Raw genomic sequence first — 19,033 nt, forward strand, 5'->3', positions numbered from 1 at the left:
TTGTAATGACTTGATGATTCAAAAAAGGATGGAGCCGCTAGTCAACTCCATTCCTTTTTGATCGTCCTATTCTTCTTTTGAAGCCGCAGCTTCGTTTGTTACACCTTGATGCTTCTTCTTATTGATTTTATGAACAATAAACGTTCCGATAAACGCTAGGATAATAATCGCAAAGAATGCAAGATGCGGGATTTCAATATGAGCAGCACTTAAGCCCATTTTGATGGCAATAATTCCAATGAGAATAAATGCCGTATTCTCAAGCTCTGGTATACGGTCGATGAGCACAAGGAATAATTGTGCCACTGTACGCATCATGAGAATTCCAAGCATTCCACCTAAAAGAAGAATCCATACTTCCTCAGATACAGCAAATGCAGCAAGAATACTGTCTACCGAGAAGGCAAGGTCCATAATTTCTACAGAAATAACAGTTGCCCAGAAGACGCCAAATACACGAATCATCCAGCCTTCTTTTTTCAATTCCTTCGCTTCGTCATCTCCGTCACCTAACCAGAAGTGCTTAATGACCAGCCAAGCTAAGTATGCAGCGCCTAGAACCTTAATCCACCAAAACTTAATAAGCAACATCCCTACGCCAATAAATAGAAAACGGAAGAAATAAGCGCCAATTAATCCGTAGGTTAATGCCTTTTTACGCTGCTTTTCAGGTAAATGTTTCACCATAACAGCTAATACAAGTGCGTTATCCGCTGACAACAAACCTTCAAGCACGACAAGGGTCCCAATAAGCCCCCAAGAGACAGGGTCTGTTAATACCTCTGCCCACATATGCCAATCAAAAAACGAGGCATACGTGTCCAACATATGTTTCAAAATGTCCAACTGGTTTTCCTCCTATAAGTGTAGAAGCATCAGCAGGCTTTCGCCTGCTGTTATTCTTGATCGCTGTTTCTTTCTCACTTTGGAAAATACCCTCATATGAGTCATTGGCAGCGCCTCTTGAATGAAGTTGTTTCTTCTATTTACACTTCTAACCCATAATTTTGACAAAGAGCTGCAAGTCCGCCAGAGAATCCGCTTCCGATTGCGTTAAACTTCCAATCGCTGCCGTGTCTATATAGTTCGCATACGACGACAGCTGTTTCAATTGAGAAGTCCTCCCCTAAATCAAAACGAATCAATTCTTCCCCGCCCTCTTCATTTACAACACGAACAAATGCATTAGAGACTTGTCCAAAATTCTGGCTGCGCGCCTCTGCATCATGAATCGTAACTGTAATTCCGATACGATCAATGTTAGCAGGAATTTTCGAGAAATCAACGAGAATTTGCTCGTCATCTCCATCTCCTTCACCCGTACGGTTATCACCGGTGTGAGTGACACTGCCGCTTGGATGCTGCAGATTATTATAGAACACAAAGTCTGTGTCTTGTTGACAACGATTGTTTGCATCTACTAAGAAAGCCGAAGCGTCCAAATCAAATTCGGCTCCGCCTGAATATTTATTCGTATCCCAGCCAAGTCCGATCATCACTTTTGTCAGCCCTGGGTTGGTTTTCGTTAAATCGACACGTTGTCCTTTTGAAAGCTGAATCGCCATATTCGTATCTCTCCTATCTCCTGAAAATATGAAAACGGGCGTTACCCGATATCTAAGCCGAAGTCTGTTGCAATGCGGGCAAGTCCGCCTTGATAGCCTGATCCAACAGCTGAGAATTTCCACTCTCCGCCGTGACGGTATAATTCACCTACAATAATCGCTGTTTCAATTGAAAAGTCTTCTGCCAAATCATAGCGAATGAGCTCTTCATTTGATGCCGCATTTAAAATACGGACGTAAGCGTTAGACACCTGTCCAAAGTTTTGGCTGCGTGCTTCTGCATCATGGATTGTAATGACGAAGGAGATTTTCTCAATACTTGCTGGTACAGTTGAAAGATCAACATTGACCTGCTCGTCATCTCCGTCTCCTTCACCTGTACGGTTATCGCCTGTATGTACGATACTTCCGCCACCGCCAGTTGTTTGATTGTAGAAGACAAAGTCAGATGGAGAGTTTGCTTTCCCTGCTGCATCTAAAAGGAATACGCTTGCGTCTAGATCAAAGTCATGTCCGCCATCATACTTGTTTACATCCCAGCCAAGACCTACGACTACTTTTGTTAAACCTGGATTCGTTTTTGTTAAATCAATTTTTTGACCTTTCGCTAAAGAAATTCCCACTAGGAACCTCTCCCTTCTAATTAAATGTAGTTTCTCGTAATATCGGCAAGCTTCGCATCGTTTGTACCATTTCCTACAGCTACAAACTTCCACTCATTCTCGTGGCGATAAAGCTCTCCAACGATTAATGATGTTTTACCTGCATATTCATCTTTCAAATTATATTTCACTAATTCTTGATTGTTTGAACGGTCAACAATTCGGATGTAAGCATTTTGAATCATACCAAAGTGTTGGTTTCTTCTAAGTGCATCATAAATGTTCACAACGAACACCAATTTATTCACATTGCCTGGCACCTTGCTTAAGTTGACGAGGACTTGTTCATCATCTCCGTCTCCTTCACCTGTCAGGTTGTCACCTGTATGCTCAACACTTCCGCATTTGCTTTTCAAGTTACCAAAGTAAATCAAATCTTTATTTTCAACAAACTTATCATTTTTCAGCATCAGCACTGAAGCGTCACAATCAATATCAGCGCCGCCTCCGCCGCCAAACAGCTTTCCAAAAAAACCGCCGCCTTGTGACACAGGGTCCCAGCCAAGTCCAACTAGAATATTGGTTAGTCCTGCTTTTCCTTTTGTTAAATCAATACGTTGACCTTTTTCTAATGTAATCGCCAAATCAATCACTCCTCCAGCATAATAAAAATCTATTTATTAAGCGATGGACCCTATTAAAATCATCATACATGAAAATTCGACAAAATTCATGAAATGACATTGGAGCCTCTTACTCTTTTTTCTATTTACTAGTATATACGATCTATGTATAAAAGAGGTTTCAATATGATGATATTTTTTTAAAGAAAGATCCATGACAAAAATGATTCATGTCGTAAAAGAAGTGTTTCATGTGAAACATTGTCGAATGTTCCCGTTACACAGCCTCTCGCTTAAAAACAGGGCGCGCATCCACTTCATATGTTGATATAGAAAATTCATTACATAGCTGTGATAAACCCTTTCATTTCCTTCCGTTCATGACTTTCCTTATACTTATGGATAGAATTCAACGTATTGATGAAAGGGTGTTGATGATGCCATCACTTCATATATTAGATCAAGTCGCCATCCCTAAAGGCCAATCCGCACAAGAAACATTGGTTCATACGACAGAGCTGGCCAAGCTTGCGGAAACACTGGGGTATGAGCGGTATTGGTTTGCTGAACACCACAGCACGAGAGGACTCGCGAGTACAGCGCCTGAAATATTAATGGCACATATTGCTTCACACACATCGACTTTGCGCACAGGCTCTGGGGGTATTTTACTCCCGCAGTACAGCCCTTTTAAAGTAGCAGAAGTCACCCGCCAGCTTGAAGCCCTTTACCCTGGGCGGATTGAGATCGGGGTTGGTAAATCCCCAGGCGGAATTGAACGGACGAGACTCGCTTTGACAGACGGCGTGAAGAAAGAACTATCTCAATTTGACCGCCAGCTGGAGGACCTACTTTTTTACTTATCTGACAGCCTGCCTTCTGGTCATCGGCATGCAGGAGTGAAAGCGGCTCCGCTCGTTGATTCTTATCCGCCAGTCTGGTTGCTTGGACTCGGGGAAAACAGTGCCATCCAGGCGGCATCACTTGGAATCAACTATATTTTCGGACATTTTATTCATCCTGCACGAGGCCGGCAAGCTTTTGAAGCGTATCGGTCACACTTTTCTCCATCCGTTTTCTCACGTCAGCCTCAGTCTATGTTTGCTGTCTTTGTGATCTGCGCAGACACAGACGAGGAAGCAAGCCGCATTGCCACCAGTACAGATTTATGGCTACTTCAGGTTGAAAAAGGGCTGGACAGTCGCGTTCCTTCTATAGAAGAAGCAGAGAACTATCATTACACTGAGCAAGAAAAGAAAAAAGTGTTACAAAACCGCCAGCGAATGATTGTTGGCTCAAAGCAAACAGTGAAAGAACAGCTACAAATCTTAATGGACCGCTATCAAACGGACGAGATCATGATATTAAACAATTCATTTGATCCAATGGAAAAACAGCGTTCCTTTGAACGAATCGCAGAACTATTTTGAAGCCAACCTTTCATTGGCTTCTTTTTTTACATTGTCATAAAAAATGGGAAATGTAACATCGAGATGTCAAAAAGCTTCCTTCTGTCATCTGATCGCAAATGTGTCTTCTAATCGTTAGCGAACTGTAAACGCATGGTAGGTGTACCTTTTATATAGTAGAGGTACATATGAAGTAACGGTTTACAATGCTGAGAAGGAAGGAGATGACTGGCCATGAATAAACGACTCGACTGGGTGGATGCGGCTAAAGGAATCGGCATTCTGCTCGTCGTTATGGCACATGTACCCATTCCTGATTCATTCAAGCAATTTATATACTCTTTTCATATGCCACTCTTCTTTTTACTATCAGGTATGATGTTTCGATCATCCTCACAACCTGCTATGTCATTTATACAGAAAAAAGCAAAAAGCTTGCTCTTACCTTATCTCTATTTCTCCATTATTACGTACGTTTTCTGGTTCACGGTGACCCGATTTTTCGCCTTTAAGGGGCAAACAGATATTGATCCCTTCGTTCCTTTTACAGGGATTTTCATTTCAAATGCCGATGAAGCAAGACTGACGCATAACCCAGCCATCTGGTTTTTAACGACGCTCTTTTTAGTGGAAATGTTGTTTTTCTTGATGCATCGTCTGACAAAAGGAAAACCAGCTGTATTGATTTTACTGACCGTCCTTTGCGGTGGAGCCGGATATGCTTCCACGCTATTGTTAAACCAGAGTCTCCCTTGGAATGCCAACGTTGCGTTAACGGCTGTTGTGTTTTATTCAATCGGATTTTTAGCAAAACAATGGTTTGTGGAATTAAAAACAGATCCTACCCTTCTGTTATGTACAGGTCTGCTTGTACTGACTGCATATATGCAAAGCTTTAATTCACGAATTGATATGCGGGTCAATGACTATGGGGATCTATTCATTTTTTATGCTTGTGCACTGCTCGGTTCAGCTGCTGTTATTTATTTAAGCTTCAAATTGAAAACGTCCACGATATTGACGTATCTCGGACGTCATTCCATTGTGATTCTCGTCCTGCAATTTGCCGGTATCGATATCATGAAGGCATTTGTTTATTACGGACTAGGCATCAATATCTCTGATACAGCGCAGCTTTCTTGGACGCTCTTTTATACGATCGGTACATTGCTGCTCATGGTGCCATGTATCTCTTTCTTGAGCAAGTATCCTATGCTGCTCGGCAAACCAGCAAAGTCAGCACACCGCTACAAAGAAAAAACATCCGCCGGCTAATGGGGCGGATGTTTTTCTATTATTCATCATTTAATTGAGATGGATAAAGTGTCATTCCTCCATCAACAAATAATGTAGTACCTGTAATATAGGCAGCTTCTTTCGATACGAGAAATGCAGCGGCAGACCCAATCTCTTTCGGATCGCCAAACGTTCTCATTGGAATTTTCTCAAGCTGCTTTTGTTTTTTCTGTTCGTCTTGAAGGTCGTCATTTGATTCCGTTGCCATTGTACCTGGTGCAATCGCATTGACCCGAATACCCGCTACGGCATAATCAAGAGCCAGCGTCTTCGTCATCATATTCATTCCTCCTTTAGAAGTAGAGTAATGAACATTAAACGGACGCGGGATCTCTTGATGGACACTGGATATATTCAAGATTGACCCTTTCACATCATGTTCCATCATATAGGCGATCGCTGCCTTTGCTCCTAAAAATGAGCCTGTGATATTCACATCAATGACCTTTTGCCATTGTTCCAACGTCATTTCATGCGGCATTGCTTCTTCACCATTAAATCCCGAATTATTGACGAACACATCTAGTGCGTTAAAATTCTCCAGCGCTGCATCCATTAACGCCTGAATCCCTTCCTCTTTGGAGACATCTGCGTGTACTTTCACCGCTTGACCTCCATGCTGCTGAATGGCTTGTACTGTTTCTTCAGCACCCTCTTCATCGCCTTTATAATTCACAACCACGTTCATTTGTTCTTGTCCAAACCTCAAGGCGATGGCTTGTCCAATCCCTTTAGAAGAACCTGTCACAATGGCTGTTTTCCCTTTTAAATCTTGATACATCTTCATTTCCTCCAATCACGTGCTTCATCTTGTTGATACACAATGGTTACCCATTTTGAAAAAAAGAAAAACACAATCCTCTTGAATACAAAGGATTGTGCTGTTCATCAAACTAAAAGGTGTTATAAACATTCTCGCAAGTTTCAGCTGTGGGCTGGTAAAAGCAATGTGACTTATACCTTGCCACAAACGGCTGATTGTACCAAGTGGATGGACAATTTCCAGGCGGTTTGAAATACCAAAGACTGAATTTCGCAGGCCAAAATCGTTCACCATTAATGTTCCTCCGTGCAAGTGTCTTTTCACTTTCTCGTGCTCGCTGATAAAAATAGCCATGCGTGACCGCCTCAAACGCATGCTCCTGATAAATCATTTGTGGAATCGTACGCAGCCCTTTAAAGTCAGAACAGTTGGCACGCAAACGATTGATGCCTACATTTCCTACAAGCAGCATCCCTTGTTTCCCTTCACCTTCCGCTTCGGCTCTCAGCAGTCTGGCCATTAAATCAATATCAGAGCTTGTCGCTCTTACCACTGCCATACATCCACCTCCCATTCATTTCTCTTTTATTTTATGTAGGGTTTCTGTGTAGATGACTGCCATTTTGAAGGGAAAAGACACATTCCGTGTCGAGAGCCTGTCTAAATACCTCAACATTTCGCTGGACAAGTGTCTCTATGTCAACAACACACAAACCTAGTGATCATACACATCACAGGAAAAAATATTCATTACTAACGACTCATTTACAAGTCATAAAAATCCTTCTATTTGCTACATCTTCTTCAAAAACAGTCATTTGAACCTATTCAATAATCCGACTCAAAACCTTAAAATATAAAATGTTGAGTTTTTACAGGAGATTTCAAACAATAAAATACACATTTCTCCTCTCAACATAGTGTCATTTTTACTACTTGAAGTGGATGAACCTTTCGAACGCACTGAGGTATTGACAGTACTTTCGCTTCATTCTACAGTAAAAAACATACAGTATTTTTCTTTTTGTGCAAAAAGAATGATATGAACTAAAGCTTTCCAATGAAATTCACCATAAAACCCGAGGAGGAAAACATCTCATGTTTAAAAAGAAATTATCCCTGTTTCTTCTGATTTTGTGTGTAACTGTTGTCGCTGCTGCTTGTAGTGGTGGAAAAGACAAAACTGCTGCGAAAGAAAGCGATACAAAAAAATCCCTTGATGCAGCTGAAGTAAAAGTAGAAAGTGCTGAGTACACTTTACCACCTCAATACGATACATCTGTTCAGGATGATCAATATGTCCTAAAAGTGAATGTATCTGTAAAAAACATCAGCAAAGAACCATTGAATGTGGATAAAAGCAACTTTACGCTTTACCAAGATGACGCTCAGGTGTCTACCATCTCTCCTGATGACTACAACGAAGTATTATCTTCAAGCTCTCTAAATGCAGGTAAAGTATCAAAAGGTGGTCTTTTCTATGTAGTTGATAAAGAAAAAGACTATCAACTTGTCTACACAGAGCCTGGTTCTGGATCGAAAAAAGATGACAAAACACTAGAATTCGATATTAAAGGAAAAGACTTGATGAAAAAGGCAGATACACTTCAAGCGTCTGCAAAAGCCCTTTCTTCTTATATTGATGTCATGATTTTTGGTAAGAAAAATGACGATTTCGAAAAACTAACAGGTGATAACAAATCAACTGTCGTAAACGAATTTGATAAATCATTCAAACAAGGCTACATTTCTTCTTCTGGTATTTCATCTAGCTCAGCAAAAGACGAAAACCTTGATAAGCTTCTAAAAGCTGTGAAAGAAACATTAGCTGAAAAATCAAAAGTATCAACGAAAACAAAATCAATCAGCGGTGATAAAGCTGTCGTGACTGTGACACTTACACCAATTGATGCAAGCCCGCTTGTCGATCGTTTAAAAGAAAAAGCAACTGAATTCTACAGCAAAAACCGTACAGCATCTTATGATGATGCACAGAAATATCTACTTTCTATCTATCCAGATGAATTTAAAAAATTAGGACCATCATCTTCTGAAGAAACAGTAGAAGTGAACATGAAGAAAAACGATATCGACCAATGGAAACTTGATTTGAACGACTACAAAACAAGCTCATTGGTTGAAAAGTTCATCAAGAACTAAAGAAAACCCCCGGTTCCCGGGGGTTTTCTTTAGTCTTTTTTCGATTGATGTCTATATTTGATTCCGACATACAAGCAAGTAAGGAAGAAAATGGTGACCCACACCCACAAGACATTCACCATCAATAATGTGGTGGCTACTACAATCAAAATTGTGAGATCTAATTTTTTTTCTAGTTTTTTATGGGTGAGAACGAAAATGATTAGTAGAAAAGCGATGAAACAGGTGATTCCATAACTGAAAGCTGCGGGCAATTTTCGCACCTCCTTATTGTAAGGCGTATACTGACAAAAGGATACAACATACTATGAAGATAAATTCCCCTTTTCAGCATCATATCCTTTTATGATGTCAATCGGATCAACTGCATCATCTTCTTGTATGTATTCCTCTACATAAGGAGTGATTAATTTCTCGAACCTTTGCTCATCGTCTACTAAAGCAATATAAGTTTCATCGCCTTCATAGTCAGATTGGAATAAATGTGCAACAGAACTACCTGTTTCTAAAGCTCTATCAATTGCATTTCTCAATTCTATCAGTCCTTTTTTATCACTCACTTAAACATACAAAACAAAAAACTTGTAGAAAAAATCTACAAGTTCTTCATTTCTATCAATGAAATGTTCTTTCTATTTCGCAAGCATCCATTTCTCTTTCATAAACAAACTTCTCACGATGACAAACAAAATCATCACTGTCAGCGCCGAGGAGCCGAGCGTCAGGGCAATCGACATTGGGTCAACGATGCCAAACATCAATTGCTTGCATAGTGCGTGAATATTAAGGAATGGGATCGCAAAGTAATACGTATCTAGCTGCGTAGCGCCTGCTCTCATGGTGAAAAACATCGGAATCACACCTAGTGTAATAATCATGGACATGTACGACTGTGCTTCTTTCACTGAGCTTGAAACGACACTGAGCAGCAGTTCAATCATGGATACCATGAATGAGAAAATAATTAATGCCGCAAACATAACACCGATGATGCTCCACACTTGATCTCCGAAGTTCAGCGCTTGTTTCAGTTTTTCTGTAAAGAGCAATGTAGAGAGCAGCAGCATGCCAATCGCCACAATGCCACTTAATATACCAAACATAGAAACAGCTAGCCATTTTCCAATTAATAGCTGAAGTCTGCTGGCCGGTGTCAGGAATAAAGCTTCAATTGACTTTCTATCCTTTTCACCTGCTACGATATCAAGCGCAGCTGGCAAAGCACCTGAGATCACAGAGGTCACTAAAATCATTGGAAGGAGAATCGACAGCAGCATGGTGGTCACACCGTTTTCTCCATCCCCGTCCTCTCCTTCTTGCACATCAACCGATTGCACCTCAAATGGATGAATCACTGACGATTTGATCTGATCCTGTGCCAAACGCTTTTCTACGACTTGGTTTTGATACTGTTCAAGCAATGATTGCAGCATTTGAACCGCAATCACTGAATCATCATCTGTTGGATACCCATGGACTTTAATGGCAAACGATGTTTGATGCTGAAGCATATCGCCTGCATCTTTTGGCATTTCTAGATAAGCATTTGCCTCACCGTCTTTAACGGCTTGCTGCGGGTCATCAAATGTTTCAAGTTTCAGGTTTTTCACTTCTTTGATCATGTCATTCATATCGGACGGAAGCTTTTCATTGATTGCGACTGTATACGTTTTATCGCCTGGATCAGCGATCATGCTTTCGTAGAAAAACACGAGTCCGAGCATTGTCAAAAGAGGGATCAACACTGTTAAGAGCAACGTTTTCCTGTCTCTGAGCGAATCTGTCATTTCTTTTAAAAAGACGGTTTTCCACATTATGCATTCCCCCTTGCGAGCTTCGACATAAAGATGTAATTCAAGTCTTCACTTTGTTCCTGTGCATATAATTCTGGAAGCGTTCCTTTGTACACGAGCTCCCCTTGATGAATCATCATGACACTGTCACAAAGCAGGCTGACTTCTTCCATGATGTGGCTTGAAAATAGAATCGTTTTATTTTGCTGTTTCAACTGATGAATAAACTCTCTGAAAATATTACTCGATGTGATATCTAAACCTGTTGTCGGTTCGTCAAACAAAATAATGTCAGGGTCATGAATCAATGTTCTGGCAATCGCCACCTTTTGTTTCATCCCTCTTGAAAATCCTTTTACCTTGCGATCCATGTACTGCCTCATCCCGAAGCGCTTTGCTAAATCCTCAATTCTTGCTTTGATTTCATGCTGATCTAAGCCATATAATTTCCCAAAGTATTCAAGGTTTTCACGAGCCGTCAAACGGTCATAAAGTCCCGTCTCGCCGCCAAATAAGACCCCAATTCGCTTCTTCACTTCAGTTGCTTCTTTGACTGTATCAAAGCCTGCAACATTGACTGTTCCATGAGTAGGCTCCAATAATGTCGCAACGGCGCGTAATAATGTGGTTTTCCCCGCACCATTTTCTCCTAAGATGCCGACAACTTCTCCTTCCTTCACGGAGAACGTCATATGTTTCATCGCCTTTACGACTTTTTTCTTATCTGTAAACCAGCAACTGCAATCGCTGAGAGTAATCATTTGGTTCGCCCCTTTCGACTATCTACGTCTATGATAGAAAAAATACCGCCTGTCTGACATAAAAATGTCGTGAAACGTCCTTTTTATGTCTTGAAATGATCCATTTTAAAAAACAAATGGTAAAATAGACAAATAATAAGAAGAGTCATAGGTGATTTTTATGATAAAAGTAGGTCTTGTCGATGATTACCGAGTGGATTTAGAAAAGCTGCATGCCATTGTCGGCAGAATGGATACCGTTGACATCGTTTTTGTGACACAGTCAGCGGAGGATGCATATGAGAAGGTCAAACAGGGCGACATTGATCTATTGTTTGCAGACATTGAGATGCCTGGCATGTCAGGCTATGAATTAGCAGACCTTATTCACTCTCATGCACTGAATGTAGATGTTGTATTTGTGACGGGAAACAGTGGGTATGCTGTTCATGCCTTTGATTTGAATGTCCATGATTATATTATGAAGCCCTATCAAGCTGATCGAATTGCCAAATCTTTAGAGCGCTACATGTCCACCAAGCAGGAGAAAAGCATTCACGGACGGCTTCTCATCAAGCAGCAATCAGATATCCATGTACTGCAAAAAAAGGATGTCATCTTTGTTGAACGTACTGGCAGGTCGACGACCATTGTCACAACAACAGGAGATATTCAAACATACCAAACTCTCAACGAGTTAAAAGGTGATTTAGCTGAGAAAGACTTTATCCGCTCCCACCGGTCGTTTATCATCAATATTCATTACATTAAGAACTTTTCGGCGTATGCCAAAAATTCATTTATCGTGTCTTTTGAAGGGACTGATAAAAAAGCCATGATGACGAAGCAGCAATTAGAATACTTTAAGAAATACTACTTTTAAGGAGAACGAACGTGAACGCTTTTTATCTTGGATTTCGCATATATACGCTCATCTGGCTGGGTCTTGCAGTTCATGCTGCTGCTAAAGCTGTTCTGCCTTTGTCATCAAGCATGGTGTGGCTTCTGACCTTTTGCATCATGTGCCTTTACACCTTTTTCATTTACAAAAGGTTTTGGCTAGGTATGAGTGGTTACGTGATATTAGGCGCTTTTGTGCTCATCACCTGTTCAGGAATTTCACTTTTTCTCAATCACGGAAATGGGCTCAGCCATCTTTTAACTGTCATCATCATTTTGACAGCCGATCTCCTTTCCTTCAAGATAATGCAAACGGAGCAACGATTAAATGGACGGCTTCAAGAGCTGATTCATGCTGAGTCGAGAACCAATGACTTGCTGCTTGAGCTGCGAAGTAAACACCATGAAACAGCTAGACATTTAAATGCCTTTTCCGCATCGAATGACGAGCATGAGATCAAAGATTTGATTCAGCAATATGTGAAACATTTCCCTTGGATCAAAGGGGAAAATGCTTATTTGGCCTCAACCCTTCATTCCTTTTTCCAGCGGGCTGAAAAAGAGGACATCGCCCTTTCACTAGATCTTCAAGCACCCTTTTCTTCTCTGCCTTTTTCTAAGGCGGATCAGGTGAGTTTTACTGGCAACCTGCTTGATAACGCATTAGACGCCGCCATTGAAGCGAAGCAAGCTGGGAACGAGGGAAGCATCTCGATCACGACTTCCATACGGAGCGGGCTCTTTTTGATTCATTGTGAAAACAGTACGAAGGGAATGGAAAAACACGTATTAGATCATCTGTTTAAGACGTTTGGCCGCTCGACAAAAGGCGGTGATCATCAAGGTATGGGTACTTATATCATTCATCAGCTTGTTGAAAAGGCAGACGGCACGCTTGATTTTACGTATCGTTCTCCAAACCTGAGGCTCGTGATCAAGATTCCTCTCACAATGGCATAAAAAAATAAGGTGCTGCTTGGCACCTTATTTTTTATATTATGAAAAGATCTGATCGATTTCGTTGATTTCTTCTTTTGTTAACTGAACATCGTTTGTTTTCAAGTTTTGTAAGACTTGCTCGGCTCGTTTTGCACCCGGAATTATGGCATCAATGCCATCCTGCGCCAATAGCCACGCCAGCGCTACATGAGCTGTTTCGGCATGTTTTGATTGCGCAATGGCCTTCAGCTTGTCTACTTTTTCGAGGTTTTGAAGGAAAGCATCACCTTGGAAAAGCGGGTCCTTTGCTCGAATATCATCAAATGTCGCATCCTTTGTAAACTTCCCGGTCAACAGGCCTGACGCCAATGGAAAATAAGGGATAAAGGAAATCCCATGCTCCACGCAGTATGGGAGAAGGTCTTGCTCGGCCTGACGTTTCAGCAGAGAATACTCTGATTGAAGCACGTCTAGGTATCCATCTCGATTAAAGGTTTGAAGCTGTTCAAAATCAAGGTTTGATGCCCCAATTGCCCGGATTTTCCCCTCATCCTTCAATTCCTTTAAAGTACCGGCTACTTCATCCAGCGGCGTGCGACCGTCTGGGAAATGCATATAGTACAAATCAATATAATCGGTTTGCAGCCTCTTCAGGCTGTCTTCGACCTGCTGTCTTAAGAAATCTCGGCTATTATCCAGTTCAATTTGTCCGTTTACTTCTTTATGAGCCCCTTTTGTCGCAAGAACCAGTTCTTTTCTGCCGCCTCTTTTGGCAATGATCTCGCCAATCAATTCTTCTGAACGGCCCAGCCCATAAATAAAAGCAGAATCTAAGAAATTGACACCATGATCAAGAGCTGTTTCTACTAGCTCCCGCCCTGCATCTTCACTCAGATTCGGGAATAAATTATGCCCGCCTACTGCATTTGTTCCAAGCCCTATCGGATTCACCTGTAAATCAGTTCGTCCAAGCGTTACTTTTTTCAAAAGCTCATCTCCCTTATCTGCTTAATCATCCTTATTTTCCCATGAATCATTTTCAACATTCAAGTATTCTGCTCTCTGAAAATCAATCTGGAGGTGGACGCTTTGAAAGAAAAAAGTTTTGCGATGTGAATTCTAACACATCTTTTGAAATGAAAACTACCTCCATTTCAAGAATTTTATACAAAAAACATTTAAAACCCATGATAAATAGATAAATTAATTCTTATTAACTAGTATATTTTACTTATTAAATTCCGTTTTTTATAGGTATTTGTGTAAAAATCTATTAAAGATAGGGACTAAAACCTATTCCTCATCACGAATGAAATTCGATAGAATGAATAGTGCAAATCGTCATTAGGAGATTTTCCCCTTTAACACCCGAATATACCATTCTATCTGTTTCTTTTTTCTTAGTCAGATAGCGGGAAGAAAATGACGAAAGAAAAGCAAAGGAGCATCAACTGTGAATCTTAAAAAAATAAGTGCACTCCTCATGATTTCATTCGTGATGATCATCTCTGCAGCCTGCCAGAGCTCAGCAAAATCAACAAAGGCTGACCAAAAATCAACAAAAACAGCAGAGGTAAAAGTGAATAGCTACGAATATACGTTACCAGAAGACTCAACAACTACCCTGCGGGACAATGAATTGGTGTTAAAAGTCAACCTGACGATCACGAACAAAGGTGACAAAGCCCTTTCATTATATAACTCTGATTTCACCCTTTATCAGGACGATGCCAAAGTCTCTGATTTAAAATTCTACGGCAGTAAAGACCGCCTTGATCTTGGGTCATTGAACAAAGGGAAATCACTATCAGGAGCTCTTTATTTCCTAGTAGATAAAGGCAAAAAATATCAGTTCGTGTACCAAGATAGCATCAAGAAAAACAGCGATTCGATCGAAATTGAACTAGATGGCGAAAAGATACTGGATACAGCGAAAAAGCTAGATAACCCAGCAAAAGCACTATCTGCTTATACAGATATCATTGTTTTTGACAAAAAGAATGATCAATTCTCAGAATTAACAGGTGACAATCAATCAGATGTCGTTAATAAATATCACGAAATGTTTGTGAAAGACTTCAAGAGAAGTGCAGGCATATACGGAAACGAAGTCAGTGACCGCGATATTTTATCCATGTACAAACGCATGCAAAATACAATGAAGGATAAAGCGAAAGTGGAAACAAGTGTGAAAACCATCTCAGATGACGAAGCGAAGGTTGTCGCTCAAGTAACCGGTATTGATGCTTCTAACTTAAAAGACAAACTAGACAAACAAAGAGATGAGTTTTACAACGGCAAAATCCGTTCGAAAGAAGAATTGTATAAGAAAAGCTTGAATATGTACGCATCTGAGTTTGAAAAGCTTCCTCCAGTCTCAAGCCCTGCTGAGTATGAAGTGAAAATGAAACGTAACGGAGATGGTCAGTGGAAAATTGACCTCAATGATTATAATACAGAGCAATACATGAGTGGTTTTATTAAAACAAGATGATGAAAAAAAGACGCTGGCTCCTTGAAAGGTGCCGCGTCTTTTTTCATGCTATGATACAGTCGTCTCTTGCTCTTCTTTGACCGCTTTTTCAATGTCTTTAAATCGGCTCGATACAGTGGACGCACTAATGCCATACTTTTTAGCAACTTGTGCTTGAGAAAGCGGGGCATCGCTTGCAAGTGAATGAATATAATATTCGATTCCCGCAGCAAATGACGCCGCTTTACGGATCACAGGTGCTTTCTGATCACAGTAAGCTTTCCAAACTGTTAAAGCGCCATCTGTCAGGCTTTGGTCACCGTGCTCTTTCATCCCGTCTTCAATCAGCTTGGCTGTTTCCATCTGAACGTCACTAGCCCAGTCCATCCGATCTGCTGATAGTCCTACTGTACTTCCTTCTGTTTGAGCAGGCGCTTCTGTTTCTTCAACTTCTTGCTTCGCAAACATACACTTCAGCACTTCAGGGAAGGCTTCTCTCATAAATGTGCTGCGTGCTCCACCGTTTGCCTCATGTGCTTCAACGAGCTGGCGAACTTGAAGAAGAAGCGTATCAGTAAACTCTTTCGCAAACATCGTATATTGAATGAAAAACTCTGCCTTTTCTTCAAACTGAACAGGGAAACCTAGAACAAGACTACCTTTCTCAGGGAGCACTGTTTGATCCGGCTTCACATCAACTTCAACCTTCTCAGCTGTCACCATATTCTCAAAGTAAAGAGACTCGTCCGTTTTTTCATTTAATAAAAGCAAAGATGGCTCCATGTCTGTCCAAGATTCAACCACTTGTCTTGTTTTAGGACGGGTAATATCTTCTGCTTTTTTTGTCAGGAATTCTTGGAAGATAGTCTCTTTCTTATCTGTTAATGGGCGGAAGAAAATGCCCCATACACTCAAATGAAAGACTGAGATTTGTTGCGTTTCTTTATCCATATCTGCTAGGAAAGAAAACTCATTAATGAATTGATTGATCGCTCTCTGATGCTTAGAGAACGCATAATTCATTAAATCCTTTTGAACTTGTACAGCTTCCTTAAACACAAGCTCAGACGTTTGTTCTCCGCCTGACTTTTGACCACAGCAATGTTTATATTTTTTTCCGCTTCCGCATGGGCAGAGCGCATTTCGTTTAATTTTTCCCAAAATAAAACCTCCGACATTCTAGTCTAACCTCACTATTTTAACAAACGATTGCACAGGAGAGTTTTATTTTCAAGAAAAAAGAAAAATCAGAATGATCAGATAAATAACAAAGACGTCTAAAAGAGCAAGGCGGCTCATAGTCAAAAGCACTCTGTCTCTGTTTATTTTCTCCAATCATTCCAATAGATTTCCCTCAGCTCATCCCTTCGAATAGCTGTTTTGCTTCAAAATAAAAGATTTGCACAAACTTTTTCGTATTGACTCTGCCTGTTGACCCTGCAGATGAAGAAGTCTTCTGCATTTCTTTCATCCTTTGGCTGACATCAGTGAAATCAAAAAACTTCGACGCATAGTGCTCAAATTTAGGATTTGAAAAATCTGTGAGCCCAAGTGATGCGAAATGATTTAAGGAATGATGGATGGCTCGTCTAATTCGCTGCTCTGCTGCTTTCACTTCCCGCATCACTTCCACATCCACCGCACCACGACCAAGCTTTCGTTCCGCCGTTTTGATAAATAGCTGCTTTAATGGTGGAAAATTCACCTCATGAGAATTGGCTGTCTGCGTTTCATGTAAGTAGATCAATATCTCTAGTAAATCCTTAGAGCCACTCTCTCCGACAATTCCTAATTCAGATAGGAGGAATTCCCCTGCCTCTTTCATCGTTCTTCGCTTTGATCCAGTACCTGTCTCATGAGCAATCACTGGCTCTAATGGCAGCACATGCCGAAGAGAAGCTTGAATATCGTAAATTGATTTTTCGAGCTTGATCCGCTCCATGACCTTTCGAATGACACTGACAATCTCAATTCGATTGACGGGTTTATGAATATAATATTCAATTCCAAGTTCATAGGCTTCTGCCATCATCTCTTTTGCTTCTACTTGAGATATCATGATGACCTTTCCTTTGAATTCAGGGTGAATATGACGTATGGTTTGAATGCCGTCTCTAGCTGGCATTAAAAGATCAATCAGAAGGATGTCTACTTTTTTCAGGTTCAATGAATGCGCTTCTAATCCAATGCCGTCATCAGCTTCATCCACGACCTCTCCTAGATCCTCATCCTCAATGATCTGACCTAAAATCGAGCGTATTGCACGATCATCATCTGCAATGAAAAATCGCATACACTCACCCTCTCTGTATTAAATTTTTTATCGGAAGGACAAGCTGAAAAGCTGTTCCCTTCGTTTCTTTCTGCTCAATCTGGATTTGACCGTCCAGCTCTTGAACCAGCTCTCTCACATAGGATAAGCCAATCCCAGTTGACGGTGTTCCATATGCATCAAATTTTGAGGTATATCCAGGATCAAATACAATCTCTCTCAATTTCTCAGGAATACCCGGTCCATCATCCTCAACCCGAATCTCTATTTTATCATGACTCCCTTTTAATACGAGTGAGATGGCTCCATCATCCTTGATTGCTTCAACTGCATTTGCCATTAAATTATTAATCAGCGATAAGAAAATGAACACATGATACTCATGCAAGTGAATGCCTTTTATATCAGATGTAAAGGAAATGTTCTTCCCGAGAGATAGCGCATATTTCTCTTGAATGCGAATCACGATTTGAACAAGATCCTCTGCCCTCATATAATCTTGCATATTCTCCTTGGAAATTAGCTTTGAAAGCCCAGCGTAAATACGCTGATTGTCCTTTTTGACTTCATGTATTTCCCCTGCAAGCTTGAGCAGCTCTTGACTCACTTTCCTTCCTGCCTCATGTTCATTCAGCAGACGATAGAGCCGATAGGATTCTTGCGTTATGTGCTCTGTATGATTTAACGTTTTCTTTAAATGAACTGTTTCCTCATATAGATTTGAAATGACCATCATCATATGCTCATTTTGCTTCATGATTTGTTTCTCTCTTGATTGTGCCTCATACAGCCTCATCATATTAAAAAAGCTGATGACCACGAAGCTGTGAGCAAATGCAATGAGGATCATATCACTCAGCTTTGAGAAAGTCATGGTTGTATCAAACACTAAAAATTGTACAAACAGCTCAACAAAATCAGCAAGCAGTTCAATCATCAGTCCGATCAGCCCAATAAAAATGGAACGCTGCTTGAAACGTCCTGTACGGACAACAAAGAAAAGAAAAGCATAAGTAAAGTAAAAAAAGAAGCTCGGAAACTGCTGATAAAATGACAGAGCCAGATCAGCTTTTTGCTGAATAAGATCTAAACCTACTCGAAATAGGACAATGGCTGCGCCTGTTAAAAACCCTGGCAGCAATGGTCTTGATTTTCTTAAAAGTAATAAGCAAAAGAAAAACGCAGGTGCCCCAAAACTAATACGAAATGTTTCATTCACAGGATAAAACTTCAGCTCTCCCGCAAGCGGCACAATGACGATCATAAAAATCAAAATAAATGCGTCTTTTTTGACAAGCTGGTTTAAACTCAAATGACTGACATCCCTTCCCCTGTTTACATAGCCACAGTATACAAGGAGACTCTTTGCTTCACAATGAGCAAAAAAATTATTTTCACGGCTACTTCTCTCTTCAAAATCATTTTTTATGACTATTCTCCGAGAAGGCATGGTGACCTTTCAGCTATTCTACGATTTGGATATTGTCTACAATAATGG

The 19,033-nt window shown here is 40.6% G+C and carries 19 protein-coding genes; 6 read left to right on the forward strand and 13 right to left on the reverse strand.

Going from position 1 to position 19,033, the window contains the following annotated elements:
- Positions 1-66: 66 nt before the first annotated feature.
- The 4 genes from KVT11_RS16825 to KVT11_RS16840 all read right to left on the reverse strand — a co-directional run bounded on the left by KVT11_RS16825 (position 67) and on the right by KVT11_RS16840 (position 2,811).
- On the reverse strand, positions 67-846 hold the full coding sequence (locus tag KVT11_RS16825) for a TerC family protein (protein ID WP_008342130.1): 780 nt from the start codon (positions 844-846) through the stop codon (positions 67-69).
- Between the two features lie 140 nt (positions 847-986).
- A complete protein-coding gene (locus KVT11_RS16830; RefSeq protein WP_007498343.1) occupies positions 987-1,565 on the reverse strand; it encodes a TerD family protein in 579 nt (192 codons plus the stop codon).
- Between the two features lie 41 nt (positions 1,566-1,606).
- Positions 1,607-2,188 (reverse strand): TerD family protein, encoded by a 582-nt coding sequence (locus KVT11_RS16835; protein WP_008342133.1) that lies wholly within the window; start codon positions 2,186-2,188, stop codon positions 1,607-1,609.
- 20 nt (positions 2,189-2,208) lie between these two features.
- On the reverse strand, positions 2,209-2,811 hold the full coding sequence (locus KVT11_RS16840; RefSeq protein ID WP_039166394.1) for a TerD family protein: 603 nt from the start codon (positions 2,809-2,811) through the stop codon (positions 2,209-2,211).
- A gap of 416 nt (positions 2,812-3,227) precedes the next feature.
- Here KVT11_RS16840 and KVT11_RS16845 point away from each other — a divergent pair, with 416 nt between their 5' ends.
- On the forward strand, positions 3,228-4,220 hold the full coding sequence (locus tag KVT11_RS16845; protein WP_210552294.1) for an LLM class flavin-dependent oxidoreductase: 993 nt from the start codon (positions 3,228-3,230) through the stop codon (positions 4,218-4,220).
- Positions 4,221-4,433: 213 nt separating this feature from the next.
- On the forward strand, positions 4,434-5,474 hold the full coding sequence (locus tag KVT11_RS16850) for an acyltransferase family protein (RefSeq protein ID WP_017358596.1): 1,041 nt from the start codon (positions 4,434-4,436) through the stop codon (positions 5,472-5,474).
- A gap of 19 nt (positions 5,475-5,493) precedes the next feature.
- Here KVT11_RS16850 and KVT11_RS16855 read toward each other — a convergent pair whose 3' ends face one another.
- Both KVT11_RS16855 and KVT11_RS16860 read right to left on the reverse strand, forming a co-directional pair.
- Entirely contained in the window at positions 5,494-6,276 is a 783-nt protein-coding gene (locus KVT11_RS16855; RefSeq protein ID WP_116307372.1) for a glucose 1-dehydrogenase, read from the reverse strand.
- 112 nt (positions 6,277-6,388) lie between these two features.
- A complete protein-coding gene (locus KVT11_RS16860; protein WP_008342138.1) occupies positions 6,389-6,817 on the reverse strand; it encodes a cell wall hydrolase in 429 nt (142 codons plus the stop codon).
- A gap of 539 nt (positions 6,818-7,356) precedes the next feature.
- Here KVT11_RS16860 and KVT11_RS16865 point away from each other — a divergent pair.
- The gene (locus KVT11_RS16865; RefSeq protein ID WP_035390550.1) at positions 7,357-8,418 is read left to right on the forward strand and encodes a DUF4352 domain-containing protein; all 1,062 of its coding nucleotides are present in this window, start codon (positions 7,357-7,359) and stop codon (positions 8,416-8,418) included.
- A 305-nt stretch (positions 8,419-8,723) separates the two neighbouring features.
- Here KVT11_RS16865 and KVT11_RS16870 read toward each other — a convergent pair whose 3' ends face one another.
- From KVT11_RS16870 to KVT11_RS16880, 3 genes are all read right to left on the reverse strand, one after another.
- Positions 8,724-8,951 (reverse strand): hypothetical protein, encoded by a 228-nt coding sequence (locus KVT11_RS16870; protein ID WP_223255658.1) that lies wholly within the window; start codon positions 8,949-8,951, stop codon positions 8,724-8,726.
- A 99-nt stretch (positions 8,952-9,050) separates the two neighbouring features.
- Complete coding sequence (locus tag KVT11_RS16875; protein ID WP_017358600.1) at positions 9,051-10,232, reverse strand: ABC transporter permease; 1,182 nt, start codon at positions 10,230-10,232, stop codon at positions 9,051-9,053.
- Positions 10,232-10,972 carry an ATP-binding cassette domain-containing protein gene (locus KVT11_RS16880; protein ID WP_007498365.1) on the reverse strand — a complete coding sequence of 247 codons (741 nt, stop codon included), beginning with the start codon at positions 10,970-10,972 and terminating at the stop codon, positions 10,232-10,234. The genes KVT11_RS16875 and KVT11_RS16880 overlap by 1 nt, the downstream gene beginning before the upstream one ends.
- 160 nt (positions 10,973-11,132) lie before the next feature.
- Between KVT11_RS16880 and KVT11_RS16885 the strand changes: the two genes are divergently transcribed.
- Together KVT11_RS16885 and KVT11_RS16890 are read left to right on the forward strand one after the other, a co-directional pair.
- A complete protein-coding gene (locus KVT11_RS16885; RefSeq protein WP_017366549.1) occupies positions 11,133-11,834 on the forward strand; it encodes a LytR/AlgR family response regulator transcription factor in 702 nt (233 codons plus the stop codon).
- 11 nt (positions 11,835-11,845) lie between these two features.
- On the forward strand, positions 11,846-12,811 hold the full coding sequence (locus KVT11_RS16890) for a sensor histidine kinase (protein ID WP_017366548.1): 966 nt from the start codon (positions 11,846-11,848) through the stop codon (positions 12,809-12,811).
- A 36-nt stretch (positions 12,812-12,847) separates the two neighbouring features.
- On the opposite strand, the gene KVT11_RS16895 is transcribed toward KVT11_RS16890, so the two are convergent.
- Complete coding sequence (locus tag KVT11_RS16895) at positions 12,848-13,777, reverse strand: aldo/keto reductase (protein ID WP_008342143.1); 930 nt, start codon at positions 13,775-13,777, stop codon at positions 12,848-12,850.
- A 466-nt stretch (positions 13,778-14,243) separates the two neighbouring features.
- Between KVT11_RS16895 and KVT11_RS16900 the strand changes: the two genes are divergently transcribed.
- Entirely contained in the window at positions 14,244-15,284 is a 1,041-nt protein-coding gene (locus KVT11_RS16900; protein ID WP_017366547.1) for a DUF4352 domain-containing protein, read from the forward strand.
- Positions 15,285-15,332: 48 nt separating this feature from the next.
- Here KVT11_RS16900 and KVT11_RS16905 read toward each other — a convergent pair whose 3' ends face one another.
- From KVT11_RS16905 to KVT11_RS16915, 3 genes are all read right to left on the reverse strand, one after another.
- Complete coding sequence (locus KVT11_RS16905; protein ID WP_217609088.1) at positions 15,333-16,424, reverse strand: SEC-C metal-binding domain-containing protein; 1,092 nt, start codon at positions 16,422-16,424, stop codon at positions 15,333-15,335.
- A 193-nt stretch (positions 16,425-16,617) separates the two neighbouring features.
- A complete protein-coding gene (locus tag KVT11_RS16910; protein ID WP_217609089.1) occupies positions 16,618-17,556 on the reverse strand; it encodes a response regulator in 939 nt (312 codons plus the stop codon).
- A gap of 4 nt (positions 17,557-17,560) precedes the next feature.
- Positions 17,561-18,847: an ATP-binding protein gene (locus tag KVT11_RS16915; protein ID WP_041091203.1), complete on the reverse strand. Its 1,287-nt coding sequence runs from the start codon at positions 18,845-18,847 to the stop codon at positions 17,561-17,563.
- Between the last annotated feature and the right edge of the window lie 186 nt (positions 18,848-19,033).

Source organism: Bacillus sp. GbtcB10 (genome assembly GCF_019091365.1).
Classification (GTDB): domain Bacteria; phylum Bacillota; class Bacilli; order Bacillales; family Bacillaceae; genus Bacillus; species Bacillus altitudinis.